This window comes from Actinomadura luteofluorescens (assembly GCF_013409365.1).
Lineage (GTDB): Bacteria > Actinomycetota > Actinomycetes > Streptosporangiales > Streptosporangiaceae > Spirillospora > Spirillospora luteofluorescens.
In genome coordinates this window covers 590833-605304 of record NZ_JACCBA010000001.1, presented here as the reverse complement: position 1 = coordinate 605304, position 14472 = coordinate 590833, and the positions used below count along the sequence as shown (strand labels likewise).

11 protein-coding genes are annotated in these 14472 nt (G+C 73.7%); 3 read left to right on the top strand and 8 right to left on the bottom strand.

All coding sequences use genetic code 11. From position 1 onward, the window contains the following. The first annotated feature begins 9 nt into the window (after positions 1 to 9). Entirely contained in the window at positions 10 to 1104 is a 1095-nt protein-coding gene (locus BJY14_RS02620) for a TIGR03857 family LLM class F420-dependent oxidoreductase (RefSeq protein WP_179842109.1), read from the top strand. A gap of 356 nt (positions 1105 to 1460) precedes the next feature. Here the strand turns inward: BJY14_RS02620 and BJY14_RS02615 are convergent, their stop codons facing one another. Next, positions 1461 to 2255: a LamG domain-containing protein gene (locus BJY14_RS02615; RefSeq protein WP_179842108.1), complete on the bottom strand. Its 795-nt coding sequence runs from the start codon at positions 2253 to 2255 to the stop codon at positions 1461 to 1463. A gap of 185 nt (positions 2256 to 2440) precedes the next feature. Beyond that, a complete protein-coding gene (locus BJY14_RS02610; RefSeq protein ID WP_218905020.1) occupies positions 2441 to 3181 on the bottom strand; it encodes a phytanoyl-CoA dioxygenase family protein in 741 nt (246 codons plus the stop codon). 193 nt (positions 3182 to 3374) lie between these two features. On the opposite strand from BJY14_RS02610, the gene BJY14_RS02605 reads away from it, so the two are divergent. Further along, the gene (locus BJY14_RS02605; protein ID WP_179842106.1) at positions 3375 to 4247 is read left to right on the top strand and encodes an AraC family transcriptional regulator; all 873 of its coding nucleotides are present in this window, start codon (positions 3375 to 3377) and stop codon (positions 4245 to 4247) included. A gap of 449 nt (positions 4248 to 4696) precedes the next feature. After that, entirely contained in the window at positions 4697 to 6262 is a 1566-nt protein-coding gene (locus BJY14_RS02600) for a serine/threonine-protein kinase (RefSeq protein WP_179842105.1), read from the top strand. Between the two features lie 25 nt (positions 6263 to 6287). On the opposite strand, the gene BJY14_RS02595 is transcribed toward BJY14_RS02600, so the two are convergent. Genes BJY14_RS02595 through BJY14_RS02570 form a run of 6 tightly spaced genes read right to left on the bottom strand, consistent with a single transcriptional unit; the run spans position 6288 to position 14472 of the window. Next, positions 6288 to 7412, bottom strand: a complete 1125-nt coding sequence (locus BJY14_RS02595; RefSeq protein ID WP_179842104.1) for a TRAFAC clade GTPase domain-containing protein — start codon at positions 7410 to 7412, stop codon at positions 6288 to 6290. A 1-nt stretch (position 7413) separates the two neighbouring features. After that, positions 7414 to 8685, bottom strand: coding sequence for a hypothetical protein (locus tag BJY14_RS02590; protein ID WP_179842103.1), 1272 nt, complete (start codon positions 8683 to 8685; stop codon positions 7414 to 7416). 33 nt (positions 8686 to 8718) lie between these two features. After that, entirely contained in the window at positions 8719 to 9303 is a 585-nt protein-coding gene (locus tag BJY14_RS02585; protein ID WP_179842102.1) for a hypothetical protein, read from the bottom strand. Beyond that, positions 9300 to 10436: a hypothetical protein gene (locus BJY14_RS02580; RefSeq protein ID WP_179842101.1), complete on the bottom strand. Its 1137-nt coding sequence runs from the start codon at positions 10434 to 10436 to the stop codon at positions 9300 to 9302. The genes BJY14_RS02585 and BJY14_RS02580 overlap by 4 nt, the downstream gene beginning before the upstream one ends. Beyond that, positions 10436 to 13129: a hypothetical protein gene (locus BJY14_RS02575; RefSeq protein WP_179842100.1), complete on the bottom strand. Its 2694-nt coding sequence runs from the start codon at positions 13127 to 13129 to the stop codon at positions 10436 to 10438. The genes BJY14_RS02580 and BJY14_RS02575 overlap by 1 nt, the downstream gene beginning before the upstream one ends. After that, entirely contained in the window at positions 13126 to 14472 is a 1347-nt protein-coding gene (locus BJY14_RS02570; protein WP_179842099.1) for a hypothetical protein, read from the bottom strand. The genes BJY14_RS02575 and BJY14_RS02570 overlap by 4 nt, the downstream gene beginning before the upstream one ends.

Below are 14472 nucleotides of genomic sequence, written 5' to 3'. Positions count from 1 at the left end.
AGGGCCGTGGTGGACGACCTGCCAGAGCTCGGTTGCTATGGACTGGCCGGGCATTCGGGGACCCCGCGCGACCTGCTCGGCGAGGTCGCCGAGGCGGAGGCCATGGGGCTCGGATCGGTGTTCCTGTCGGAGCGCTTCAACACCAAGGACGCGGCGGTGCTGGCGGGAGCCGCGGCGGCGGCCGGCACCCGGATCGGCATCGCCACCGCGGCCACCAACCACAACACCCGCCACCCCCTGGTCACCGCGACGCTCGCCACGACGATGCACCGGATGACCGGCGGACGGTTCGCGCTCGGCCTGGGCCGGGGCTTCGACATGCTCTTCGACGTGATGGGCCTGCGCCGCGTCACCCAGGCCCAGCTCGACGACTTCATCGGCATCATGCGCCGCCTGTGGCGGGGAGAGGCGGTCGTCGGGCACGACGGCCCCGCCGGAAGCTATCCGTACCTCAGCCAGGACTCCGCGTTCCGCGAGGACATCCCGGTCATGCTCATGGCGATGGGCGAGCGCACGCTGGAGTTCGCCGGCCGGGTCGCCGACGGGGTCGTCCTGCACACCTTCTTCACCGACGAGACCCTGGCCCGTGCGGTCTCCTCGATCCGCCGGGGCGCCGCGGCGGCCGGCCGCGACCCCGCCTCGGTACGGGTGTGGTCGGTCCTGGCCACGGTCGGTGACCACCTGGACGAGGAGGCCCGCCTGCGCAAGCTCGCCGGTCGCCTGGCCACCTACCTGCAGGGTTACGGGGACCTGCTGGTGCGGGTCAACGGCTGGGATCCGGCCGGCCTGGCCCGTTTCCGCGCCGATGACCTGGTCGACGGCTACCCCGGCGCCTTCGACGCGCTCGCCACGCCGGGCGAACTCCGCCACCTCGCCGGGCTGCTTCCCCAGGAATGGCTGGAGGCGGCGGCGACCGGCCCTCCCGAACGGTGCGCGCGACGCGTCCTCGCCCAGTTCGACGCCGGCGCCGACAGCGTCATCCTGCACGGCGCCACCCCCGCCGAACTGGCCCCGATCATCGACGCCTACCGGGCGATGCGACCCGCTGACCGGTTCGGCGGCCTGCCCCGCAACCCGGGCCGTGCCCCCGCGGAGGCCTCGTGACCGGCGGCGAACCCACCCGGCTCAACGCCGCCTGGCTGAGCGAAGTGCTCGGCGCGCCGGTGACCGGCGTCCGATGACGGCCGGGCGGGACGGGCAGATGCACGGTGTGACCGGCTACTCCTTGGGCAGTGCTGGGACGACTACGTCTTCGCCTTTCTCCAAGGCCCCCTGATCACGGTGCTCGGCTGCGCTTACGGCACTCCCACCGAACGCGGCGACGAGATGTTCCTCGCCATGGCCGCCCGTTCCTGTGCCGCGATCCGCGATCACGGCTCTCTCGACAAGGTCTCGTGAAGGCAGAACGCCATCCTCGTTCGAGGATGGCGTTCTGATCGGCTTTCCCGGAAGGCCGCAGATCAGTGGGACGTGGGAGCCACGTACTTGTAGCAGGTGAGCCACGTGGTGTCGATGTCCACCGACGCTCCGGCGGCCGCGTAGGCGCCGGCGAGCGCGCTCTCGTTCTGGAGGACCCAGTCGGCCGCCTCGGGGAAGTCGGCGTTGACCGTCTTGACGAGCTCGCCGTCCAGGTAGAACCGCAGCGAGCCCGGCACGATCTCTGTCGAGTAGGTGTGCCACGAGGTCCACGCGGTGCCGGGCGCCACGTCGGCGCCGGACTCGGCGAAGCCGTGCGTGAAGACGCTCACGGGGTCGCTGGAGAAGTTCCCGCCCGCCTCCGGATAATCCACCTCGTTCGGCGTGTAGCGCAGGTGGGCCATCTTGAAGCCGGGGGTGCGGGTGCGGACGATGAACCGTTCGGTGAACTTCCCGTAACGCAGGTTCATGCATTTCCGGGGAACGACGGCGGCCACGGAGTTGACGGAACCGTCGGAGGTCATGTGGACCCGCATCTGGCCGTCACCGTTGGACGCCGTGTAGACGCTCACGGCCTTCTCCGGCCGGTAGTACCCGCCGAACGTCCGGCCGCCGTTCCCGTCGGCGCCGCTCGTGGCGGTGTCCGGCCAGCCCGAGGGGTATGCGCCCAGCGTGTCGTAGTAGTGCGCGTAGTTGGTCTTGAGCCCGGCGCAGCGGAAGTCTCCGTCGCCGGCGCACGTCCTGAACGCGCCCACGGGGACGTCGCCGCCGTTGAAGTTCTCCGCGTAGACCTGGACGAAAGGTCCGCAGTCGCCGGTGGGGGTGTTGTTGTTCGTCACCGCACAGGCGTCCTGCGAGGGGAATGTGTCGGCGGCCGAGGATACTCCGGAAGCGAGCCGCACACATACGAAAGCCGTTGCCAGTACGGCGGCGGCCCTTCGCGCCATCAGAGTGGGGGTCATCCGGCACACTATAGAACCTAGATGATCACGCGTCCCGGTCTACTGAAACAGTTATCTCTTGTTCACGTTATCGGCGCGGGTGGCTCTTTGGCGAAGCGTGGGAAATGGTCGTCCGGTAGCCGGTCGCCCACGGTCAGGGCGAGCGGGTCGGTGACGGGGTGCGCGGGTTCGGCCGCCAAGGTCAGGTCCGCGTCCGCGTAGATGATGACGTGGGCGATCCGGGGGTCGCCGGTGAGGTTGGGCGTGGCGCTGTGGGCGAGACGTGAGTTGTGGAACGTGCAGTCGCCCGCGCGGAGGGGGACCGTGACGCGCCGCTCCCACAGCAGTTCGGGCGCCACGGCGAACATGTCGGCATGGTCGGACAGATCCTGTGGTCGCAGGCCGTCCAGGTGCTGGGAGCCCGGGATGAACGTCATGCAACCGCGGTCGACCGGCACGTCCACCAGCGCCACCCAGGCCGAGAGCGCATGCCGTGAACCGGCGTGCGGCCAGTACGGCTGGTCCTGGTGGAACTCTGTCGCGGCCCCGTTCCGCGGCTCCTTGATCAGCAGCTGGTCGTGCCACAGACGCAGCGGGATCCCCGCCAGCCGGGCCGCGATGGCCGCCAGGCCGGGGTCCAGGGTGAGCTCGCGCAGCGTCTCATCGTGACGCCACAGCTGGAGCAGCTGCGTGAAGACCGACCCTTCGTGGTGGTCCCGGACGGTGCTGCGGGCCGCCAGCGCCGCTTCGGCGAATCTGGCCGCGTCGGCCCGGGAGATCACCCCGGGCAGGTGGACGAAACCGTCACGGCGATACGCTGACACGGCGTCCTGGGAAAGGTTGTCCGGAGTTGTACGGGGTTCGCCGTCGGCTACAGTCATGGCCGTCTTCCCTGCCTTGTGGGGGGTCGCCGTCTCGACAACTGTCGCCGCAGCCTCCACCGTGCGGCTAGCACGAGAGCCCGACAGCTGTAGCACGATCTTGACGAACGTCGGTTGAGGAGGCCCGGTGCATCGGGTGCGGCTCGCGGAGGTGTTTCCGCCGGGGCGGCCGCCCATCGCCGCCGAGCGGTTCGAGCTGCGAAGCGACACGGCCTCCCACAGTCACGACTTCATCGAGCTCGCCGTCGTCACGGGCGGCACCGCCACGCACGTCTCGGCGGCGGGCGAGCAGCCTCTCGCCCGCGGCTCGCTGACGATGCTCCGTCCGGGCGACTGGCACGGCTACCACGACTGCGACCGCCTGACCGTCTACAACCTGTATGTCAGCCCGGAGGCCTTTCGGCGCGAGCTGGCCTGGATGCGCGCCGCCCCGCACCTCGGCCGCTCGGTGCGCATCGCCGGCCGATCCGGGCGCCACACCGGTCACCCGCTGCGGCTCGACCCCACCGCGCTACGCGTGGTCGAGACCGGCCTGGCGGAAACCGCGGGCGAGCCCGGTTCGGATCCGGCCCTTCATCCCGGACCCGTCTACGCCGTGCGGGTCGGGATCCTGCTCTGCCTTCTGGGCGGCGTAGTGCCACATGGCTCCACGGACGCCGACAGCGAACGAACCGACCATGTCCACCCCGCGGTATTGGCCGCGGCGCAGCTCGTGGAGAACGACATCCAGCGGGCCTGGAATCTGGACGACCTCGCCTCCACCGTGAACTTGTCGCCTCCCTACCTGACTCGTATGTTCACCGCGCATCTCGGAGTTCCGCCCATGACCTACCTGGGCAGGCTGCGAGCAGAGCGCGCGGCGGCACTCCTCATCGAGACCGACATGCCCGTGGCAGCGATCGGAAGGCTCGTCGGCTGGCACGATCCCAACTACGCGAGCCGCCGGTTCCGGCACTTCTTCGCTCTCAGCCCGGCCGCCTACCGCACCCGTTTCCGCCCCGACGGTTAGCACACTCATGCCTGTCGGGCCCGCCAAGGCGCAGCAGCAGGCATCGCCGCATTCAGGGGCGCCTCAGAGCGTTTCTTTGAGCGCCCTTTCGATGATTCGGCGACCTGAAGGACGCGCGTCCGCCGTTCGACGTCCGTGCGCCTTCCACACGATCCCCATCCCGCCCCGGCCGATCTCCTCATCGAACCGGTACCGGCCGACGATCACGTCCCCTCTCGCCACGGGCCGACCCTATAGCATGAGAACACAAGTGTTCCTTTGAGACGTGCGGACGCCTGCGCCACCTCCCGCGGGCGCCCGGCCGGTCGGCGGCCACCCTTCGGGAACGGCGTCGCAGGACCCATTTCGGGGTGGTTCGCCGCCATAGGATCGGGGGCATTCGGGGTGGACGGGGAAAGGGTCGATCTTTGGGGCTGGGCGGTGGCGCCGGGGAGGCCGGTGACTTTCCGGTGGCATTGCGGGAGAGATTCCGGCCGATACGGATCGAGGCGGTCGGCGCCGAGTCGGTCGTCCACCTGGCGGAGCCGCTCGACGGCGGGTGCGCGGGCGCCGACCTGGTCGTCGTCAAGGTGCACCGGGACTCGCGGCTGGAGACCGACCAGCTCGTCTTGCTGGGGCGGCTGGAGGCGACCCGGCACGTCCCCCGGATCCACGATTACGGGAACCTCTCCGTGGACGGCGCCGAGGTCGGCTGGATGGCGCAGGAGTACTGCGCGCACGGTTCGCTGGACGCGCTGATCCGGGACGCCCTCCCGCTCGGCGACGCGGAGCTGCGGGCGATCGTCGCCGAACTCGCCGAATGCCTGAACTTCTGGCTGGGCGCCATGGGGTTGACGCACACGGACGTGAAACCGGCCAACATCCTGGTGCGGTCCCGGAGTCCCTACGAACTGCTGATCGGCGACTTCGGGGGCATTGCTCGCAATGTCCGGGTCCATGGGCGGGATCCCGGCGGGCTGCTGACCACCTGGGCCTACGCCGCGCCCGAGACCGCGCGGGGCCGCCGCGGCGCTCCGGCCGCCTGGTGGGCCCTCGGGATCATCGCCTACCAGCTCCTCCTCGGGCGGACGCCGTACGAGGGGGCGCCGTCCGCGCGGGTGCGCGAGCTGCTGCGCGCCGGGCGGAGGCCCGCGCTGGACGCCGTGACCGACCCGGAGTGGCGGCGGCTGATCGAGGGGCTGCTCGTCGTCGACCCGGCGCGGCGCTGGACGTACGAGCAGGTGGTGGCGTGGGTGGCGGACGAGCACCGGCCGCCGCGCTTCAACGGCCGCACCTACCGGGACGTCCGCGGCCTCGCCGACGACCTGGAGCGGAACTGGCGGGACGGCGCCGCCTGGCTGGCCGGCAACGGCGGGCGGCTGGCCGACTGGCTCGTCCGGCAGGGCGCCGACCCCGCCGACGTGCGCTACCTGCGGGGGCTGGGCGGCGACCGGGGGCGGCGGGCGCTGATCAGGCTGACCGCGCAGGTCATCCCGGACGTGACGCCGCGGTACGAGGGCCGTCCGATCGACGCACGGGGGCTGCTCGGGCTCGCCCGGGGCGGCCCCGCCGACCGGGAGCTGCTGCGGGAGGTGGTGGACGGCGGCGTGCTGGCCGACGCGGCCCGGCACCGCTGCGGGCATCCCGGCTGCCGGGGGCGCTGCGCCGTCCTGGACCGGGTGCACGCGGACGTCCCGGAGATCGTCGCGCGGGCGGAGGGGAAGCTGAGCTGGCTGCGCGGCCGGGTGCTGCGGAGCCGTCCGGGACGGCCGCCGGCGGAGCTGCCGTCCGCGCGGGAGTGGCCGATGCTGTGGGCGTGGGCGGCGGAGCTCACGCTGCTCGCCGACGCCGCGGGGCGGGTCCGCGCGCTCGCCGCGGCCGTGCCGCGCGAGGTCCCGTGGTGGCCGGACCGGCTGCGGCTCGCGGAGGCGGCCGACCCCGCCACTCTGGAGGGGCGCGCCGACCTCGTGGTGGCGCAGCTCCTGGCCCCGCACGCCTGGCGAGCCGCGGGCGGGAACGGCCCGCACCGGCGCTGACCGGCCGCTCAGGCGGGCAGGAGGCTCACAGGTACTGGCCGGGCTCCTCGGTGTCGATCCGGGGGACGAGCCCGGTGGCGCTGAACAGCGACAGCAGCGGGCGCAGGACCCGGGTCGGGCGGAAGTTCTGGTGCGGGAACACGCCCTCCTCCGGGATCGGTGCCACTCCCGACGCGGACGCGAAGTGGAGGGTGGTGGGCGAGCCGGAGTGGAACGGCGCGAGCCACAGTTCCGCGCCGTGCCGGTCGAGGAACGCGTAGGCGGCCTCGTTCTCGTCCTCGGCGGTGCGCAGGTCGCCGAGCACCGTCTCGTCGTCCCGCGCGAGCCAGTGCGCGACGGTGCCGTCGAGCCCGGCCAGCATGTCGGACTTGGCGACGACGATCGCGCTGGGCGGCAGGAGGCCGTCGCGGGTCTGGCGGGTGTGCAGCAGCTGGGTGATCGCGTGCGTGAAGCCGGGGTCGGGCACCCACGGGTTCCAGTCGTCGCCGGTGCGGAGCTGCTGGCCGTCCGCGACGTAGAGGATCGCGTCGGCGAGGCTGAGGAACGGGGTGTCCTCGTACTCGTACCGGTGGTAGTGCTCGCCGGGGACGTCGAAGAACCCGACCGCGTGGGTCCGCCCCGTGTACTCGCTGGACACGCGCAGCGCGTAGACGAACTCGGCCCGCGCGGAGCGCCGGGTGGCGGGCAGGACGCGGCGCTGCTCCAGGAACGGCCGGATCCGGTCCTCGTAGAACCGCTGGCGCATGTGCCCGTCGAGCGGCTCGATGCGCAGCTCCGGCGCGAGCATCGCCTTGCGCCGTTCGAGCTGCGCGATCATCGCGGTGAGCAGGTGGGTCTTGCCGGCCGCGCTGGCGCCGACCAGCCCGATGATGAGCGGGTCCAGGTCGCCGTAGTCGGCCGGGAGGAAGTGCGGGTCGCCGTCGCCGTGGCACTGCCGCATCGCGCCGAGCGTCCGGTGCCGCCAGCGGACCTCCGGCTCGTCCGGGGCCCGCGTCAGCACCTCCGGCCCGTCGGGGGTGTTCCTGACGAGCGGGACCTCGCCGTAGTCGGACCAGTCGAGGTGGTTGAGGCAGTACGGGCAGAGCGTGCGGGCGCGCGGCTCCGGACCGGGGTACGCGGCGGAGCCGGACTGCCAGGGCGGGGCGATCATGTCACAACACCACCAGGAGGATGAGGACGACCAGGACGAACACCACGGGCCACACCAGCGCGGGGTGCGGTCGGCGCCTGCCGTCGTCGCCGACGCGGAACGGGAAGTCGCGGGGCAGCGAGGGGACGCCGACCCCCTGCGCGGGGCCCGGCCGTCCGGCACCCGGCTCCGGCCCCGTGCCCGGTCCCGGACGGAACGGCGGCGCGGATCCCCGGGACGGGTGCGCGGGCGCGCCGTGCCTCCGCTGGCCGAGCCACTGCTTCTCCCTCCGGTAGTTCTCGATGGCGCGCGAGGCGTCGCCCGTCGCCGGAGGGGCCGGAGGGGCCGGAGGGGCCGGAGGGGCCGGAGGCGGCGGCTTCGGCTCGGCCCGTTCCGCCGGCTCGGCCCGCGCGGAGCGTGCGGTCCGACCGGCCCGCGCCGCATGGGCGGTGGCGTGGATCTCCACGGTCCGCGTGTCGTCGTCCTCGGGAACGTCCTGCTCGGTGGGGGAGTCCTGTCCGCCGGGCGCCTCCCGCTCCGTCGTGTCGCCGGAGCGGGGCCAGCCCTCCATGCGGGCCAGCACCTCCGCGGCCGTGGGGACCTCCTCGTCGAAGACGGGACGCAGCACCATGCCGAGGTCGGGGTGGTGCCGGACCAGCCAGCGCAGCTCGGCCTCGTCGGCGGGCCCCGCGCCGTCCGGCCCGAACGACGACTCCTCGCCCGACGCGAGCCAGAACAGCAGCCCCGCCGCCGCGCGCACGTCCCGCGCCGCCCGCAGGTCGTCCGGCTGGCCGACCGCGTTGCCGAGGTCGGCGATCTGCAGCCGCCTGCCGTCCCACAGGAGCATCCCGGGGGACAGCTCGCCCAGCGCGTAGGCGTTGTCCGCGAGGACCCGGAGCGCGGTGAGCAGGTCGTGGGCCGGCTGCCGCAGCCGCTCGGCGGTGAGCGGGGACGTCCCGGTGAGCGGACGGCCGCGCCGGGTCTGCACCAGCCGCGCCGGGTCGTCGGGGGAGTCGACGTCGAAGCCGAGCAGCGTCCCGAACTGGTCGGCGCGCACGTCCTCCATGCGGAGGCCGCCCCAGACGGCGACCTCGTTGCTCAGCACGCGCTTGCCCATGGCGCCGGTGGCGACCTTGTACACGCACTCGACCTCGGCGCCCCCGCCGGCGGGCCGGACCGTGCCGTAATGGCTCCTGTAGCGGGCGCCGACCCGGCTGCCCTGGTCGAGGGTCAGCGCGAACTCGACGCGTCCCTCGCCGGACGGCGTCTCGAGCAGTGCGATTTCGGTGGTCACCCCGTCACGTCCCTGTGTCGATCAGCTCTGGGATCAGTTCTGGTAGAAGAAGACGACGAGCTGGACGGAGCCGTCGCCCTCCCCGCCCGTCCACGCGGCCCGGTAGATCGCCTCGCGGAACCGCGGGTTGCCGGACTTGACGGCCTTGGCGGCGTTCCTGCCGAGAGTGACGCCGCTGCCGGTGTCGTTCCGCGCGCCGTAGGCGAGGAAGAAGCCGACCTGGAGCTTCTGCCCGAGCTGCTCCAGGCAGGCGGCGCGGGCGTCCTTGCGCCGCATCTCGTCCCCGTACAGCCAGGACGGGTGCTCGCCGCGAAGCGCCTCGTCGACCTTCTTCAGCAGGTCGGCGCGGGCCCCGCCGGAGCCGGACAGGAGCCCCTCGGCCTGCACCGGGATCAGGAAGTCGCAGAAGTCCTGGCCGAGGACGCGCGGGCCGGACGGCAGCGGCTTCTTCTGCTCCGGCAGGCCGGTGGTGAGCTGCGCGCGGGGCTGCACCGCCATGGCGACGAGGAACAGCACGAGCATCAGGTCGGCGAACAGCCAGCCGGCGAGGTGCGCCGCGGCGAACCGGGAGGTCCGCCGGCCCTGCCGGGACGCGCGCCTCCTCGCGGGCCCGGTCACCGGTGCGCACCGCCGTCGTGCCGCACGTAGGCGACGAACTCGCGGGTGTCGTCGACGAGGTACTCCAGCTGCTCGAGCGCCTTCGACAACCGGTCGGTGCCGGTGGACAGCCGGGTGACGGCGTCGGCGAGCACCTCGTTGCCGGCGTCCTGGTAGTGCTGCGCGGCCTCGGCGTGGTCGGTGGTGGCGAGCGTCGCCCGCTCCACCTGCGTCACCATCGCGGCCAGTTCGGCGCGCAGCTCGCGCTGCCCGGCCATGATGTCGTCCTGCAGCTTCCGGAAGCGCTCCAGCGTCTCGGCGGGCGCCTGCATGCTCGCGATCGCCCGCTCCAGCGACTCGGCCTTGTCGATCCAGGTCTGGACGGCCTCCTCGATGCGCTTGCCGGTGCTGCCCTCCAGCGCCGCGCGGACGTCCTCGGCGGTGCCGGCGAGGCGGCCGATGAGCCCGCCCACGCTGGTCTCCATCCGCTGCACCAGCGCCTGGAGGTCCCGATAGGTGACCTGGCCGTCCCGGGCGCCGGACAGCAGGTGCGACGCGAGCGCGAGGTCCTGCGCGATCTGCACGCGCTCGGCCTCGTAGCGCGGACGGTCGAGCAGGTTCTCGCAGGTGGTCACGAGGGCGGTGAACCCGATGACGACGAGGACGGCGAGGACGACCCACCACGCGGTCTCCGACAGCGGCGCGAAGTCCTGGACGCCGCGCCGGATGTGGTCGGGGTCGAACGAGCCCGCCTGCCAGCCGAGCAGGAACGAGCCCTCGGTGTGGGTCCGGCCGTAGGCGTTCAGGGCGTCGTGCAGCTTCCACCAGGTGATGACGATCGGTGCGAAGACGAGTACGTTCTGGAAGAACCGGCCCCAGAACAGCGCGGTCTCCAGCCAGCGGCGCGGCGGCGGGTCGGGCAGCAGCGCGTCCGCCGGGTAGGCGGTGACGAGGTCGACGCCGGCCGGCGGCGGACCGCCGGCCGGGGCGAGGTCGTCGGCGAGGCGTTTCAGCAGGGCAGGGCCGCTGGCGGCGTCACCGGGGGAGTCGTGCAGCGCCCGGTCGGCGTACCGGTGGAACCGCGCGCTGATGCCGCTCAGGATGTCGTCGGAGGTGAGGGGCTCGGTCGGGCTGGTCGTCGCTCCAGGCGCCATCAGGGGGTCTTTTCTGTCGTCGGTTGCGGGGACCGGTCGCCGCCGGACGGCGTCCCGGTGCCGGTCGTCGAGGAGGGGGGAGTCGGGGAGGCCGACGGCGCGACGGTGACGGTCACGGTCGGGGCGACCGGCCGCCGCGGCGGGGCCTCGTCCGAGCCGCCGAACAGCAGGAGGCAGAGCAGGACGAGAGCCCCGACGCCGATCACCGCGATCGCCCATTCCTGGACGGTGCGGCCGGTGATCCAGACGATGATCGGGTGCCGCTCGTCGTCCGTCCACTCCTGCTCGGAGTCGGACGGGAAGCCGTCCGGGCGTGGGGGCGGCGGGTTGAAGCGCGGCGGCGGACTCGACGGCTCGGGGTACGCGGTCGCGGTGCGGGACGGACCGTCGCCGACCGGCGGCCCCTGGTGTGCGGGCTGCGTGTCCTGCGCGTACCGCGGCTGCGCCGTTCCGGCGTGCGCGGGGCCGGTGGACGTCCTTCCAGCGGCCCGCGCCTCGGCGGCCCGGTGCGGCCCCCGCAACGCGAACTCGGCGATCTCGGACGGGAGGCCGAGGTCGGCCGCGTGCCGGTGAGCCGCGTGCAGGAGCGCGGGCACGACCGCGTCCTGCCCGGCGTGGGCGACCACGGCCAGCAGGAACGGCCCCGTGCCGCCGGCCCGCACCAGCTCGTCCACCTCGTCCCGCGTCAGCCCGCCGCCGTCCGCTCGGTCGCCGGCCTGGTAGACGGCCTGGAGCAGGAACGAGTACGCCCGGAACCGCTTGCCGGGCTCGTCGGGCCACGCCCCCTCCACCAGGCCGGCCAGGAACCGTCCGGCCAGTGCCACGTCGCAGGTCGCGCGCTGTTCGGCGGGCGTGCGGGTGCGCTTGCCCACCACCCGGCACACGGGTTCGAGGAGGCCCGGCTGCCCGGACTGCTCGGCCAGCCCCTGGATCAGGTCGATGGTGGACAGGACACCCAGCATGTCCTCCAGCACCGGCGGCGGGGCCTTCCGGCGGCGCGCCTGCGCGGCGAGCTGGAACACGTGGGCGCGGTCGCCCGCGAGCACGTCGGCGAGCGCCGCCCACGGCCGGAACTGCGTCGCCTCCGCGTCGGCGGGCATCGCGCCGAGCACCGGGGCCAGGTCCGTGACGGGGTGGCCGTACGCCAGGTGCACGACGGTCCGGTACAGCTCGTTCTCGTCATCCGTGCGCAGGCCGCAGCGCGAGACGATGTCGTGGATCGTCTCGTGGAACATCTCGGTCTCGCGCATCAGCGCGCGGACGCCGTCGTCGCCGCTCCGGTCCCCGCGGCCCCACTGCCGGTACGCGGCGCGCATGAAGTGCAGGGCGGCCTTGACGTGGTCGCTCGGCGCCAGCACCCTGCTCCACTCCAGCAGGCTGGCGGCCTTCATGCCGGGGAGGAGCCGGGCGAAGGTGCCGTCGGACGCGGGGTCGATGCCCACGCCGAGCGCGAAGTACACGGCGCTGTACTGGTCCGCCGAGGTGACCTTCGGCAGCCCGGCGTACCAGTTCGCGAGGACGCGCCCCGCCTCCGCCGCCGTGAGGTCCATGCGGCGCGCGGCCTGCAGCAGCCGGTCGGCGGTGTCGCGGTCCTCACCCGCGTCCGTCAGGTACCGGTCGGCGGCGACCTGCCGCAGCGTCCGGGCGGCCTCCGACAGCCCGGACGGGTTCGCCTTCGTCCAGCGCAGCAGCCGGTCCGTGAGCTGCGCCATGCCGGCGTTCCGCAGCTCGGCGCGCAGCCGCTCCTGCCCGTCCCGGCCGTTCAGGTAGCGGCGCGTGGGCTCGTCCAGCGTGCCCGCGATCGCCCGGTCGACGAGGTCGAGGACGCCGGTGGCCCGCTGGTGCTCCGCCTCCACCCAGTCCGCGAGCGCCGCGGTGGTCGTCAGCGGCGCGCGCGGCCGGGTCAGCGACGCCGGAGGCAGGTCGGCGAGAAGCCCGGCCACCCGGGCGACGCCGGGGTCGGTGCCGCCCGAGGCCGTCAGCGGCGTCCGGCCGTTCCTGGCGTCCGGCAGGCCGACCGCCAGCAGCCGGGGCCGCAGCTCGGGACGGGTGACCTGGGCGCCCAGCAGCATCGTCAGCGGCGCCGCCCCGGCGACCCCGTCCAGCCGGCGCACGAGCGCGGCGACCAGGCCGACGTCGTCCGGGGAGATCTCGGCCAGGTAGGAGTCGCACGGCGCGGCGAGCACCCCGGCGAGCAGGCCGGCCAGCGCGTCGCGGCGCACGGACGGCTCGTCCAGCCCGGCCCGGGCGCGCGCCCGCAGCGCGGCCGCCTCGAGCGCCTCGAGGTCCGAGGGCGTCGCGGCGAGCCGCTCCGGCGTGCTCCACTCCGGCCAGTCGTGCAGGCCGAGCACCAGCGCCGCGTTCACGACCGACGCCGAGCCGACGAGCGCGTGCACGAGCTGCGAGGGCCGGCCGTTCGGGTCGCGGGCCGGCACGAGCCGCAGCGCGGCGCCGTGCTCGCCCTTCCGGCCGAACCGCAGCGCGCCGAGTGCCGCGCACTCGGGCGCGCCGGACAGCCACTGCCCGACGGCGACGTCGCCGCCGGCCAGCCGCTCGTTCCACACGCGCAGCCCGTCGGCGCCGAGGGACGTCGCGACCGGGCCGAGGCCGCGGCCGCCTGCCAGCAGCCGGTCCGACCAGGCGAAGACGATCTGGTCGACGCGACCGGGCGCGGGAAGGGGACCGGTCGTCACGACGCCGCCACCTCCCGGTCCGCGGGCGCGCCGAGCACCTCGCGCGGCAGCACGCCCTTCATCGCCAGCAGCGCCAGCAGCGGCCGCAGCACCCGCTGGCGCCGGAACGACTGCTCGGGGTACTCGCCGCTCTCCATGTCCACGCCGACGCCGGTCGCCGACGCGAAGTGCAGGGTCGCGTCCTCGCACTTCTGGACCGGGACGAGCCACGACCCCGCGCCGCGCGAGCGCAGCAGCGCGTAGGCGTCCTCGGACTCCTCCTCGACCGTGCCGAGGGCGAGGTCGTCCCGGCGGTCGAGCCACCGGTCGACCTCCTTGAACGCGCGCAGCGTGTCCGACTTGGCGATCACCAGCGCGGCGGGCAGCGGCAGGAACTCCAGGCCCTGCCCGGCGCGGACGTGGTCGATGTGGCTGAGCACCGCGGTGAACCCGGGGTCGCCGGTGTGCCGGCCGTGCCGGACGTCCAGCTCCGTCCCGTCCGCCACGAAGATCAGCCCGTCCGCGATGCTCATGAACGGGGTGTCGTCGCGGGTGTGGCCCTGGCTGAAGATCTCGCCCGGCACATCGAAGATCAGCAGCGCGTACTGCTCGCCGGTGTGCCCGCTGGTGATCCGGTAGGCGCAGGTGAACTCCGGGCTCAGCGCCCGGCGGGTGACCGGCAGCGGCTTGCGGTCGCGCAGCAGGTCGAACCGGTTCCTGGTGAACAGCTCCCGCTGCAGCCGCGGGTCGAGCGGCAGCACGTCCAGCCGGTGCGAGATCTTCAGCGCGGACTGGTCGAGCTCCTCCGTCATCGCCGCGAGCAGGTGCGACTTGCCCGACCCCGACGTGCCGACCATCCCGACGATCAGGACGGTCATGCCGCCGAGCGACGCGGGCACGAAGTGGTCCTTGCCGGTGGCCTCGCAGACCCGCCAGGCGTGCATCGTCCGGGTGCGCCAGCGGACGTCGCTCTCGCCGGGCTCCCGCGTCAGCGCGATCTCCTCGCCCTCCACGGTGCGGTCGACGAGCGGGGCGCTGTTCCAGTCGAACTCGCTCAGGCAGTACGGGCACACCATGGTGCGGTCGGGGCCGTCCGGCGGGCCGGGCTCGCGGGGCCGGTGCGGGGACGCCGGGCCGAGGTCCTCGCCCGTCCCGGTCGCGGGCGGCTCGTACGGGGGGTCGGCGGGAAAGTCGTCGGCCGCCGTCGCGCCGGGGGGCGCGTCACCGGGCGCCTCGCCGTCCGGCCGGGCGCCCAGGGTCGAGACCGCGTCCAGGTCCAGGTCCGGGTCGCCGGCGGGCAGCTGGTAGGGCGGCCCGTCGAGCTTCGGCGGAAGCTTGGGCCTCGGGAGTTCGGGGTCGCTCAC

What these genes read in the sequence shown, in the direction of transcription:
- BJY14_RS02595 (WP_179842104.1), bottom strand. Translation starts at nt 7,412, where the DNA reads ATGATCGCCCCGCCCTGGCAGTCCGGCTCCGCCGCGTACCCCGGTCCG.
- BJY14_RS02580 (WP_179842101.1), bottom strand. Translation starts at nt 10,436, where the DNA reads ATGGCGCCTGGAGCGACGACCAGCCCGACCGAGCCCCTCACCTCCGAC.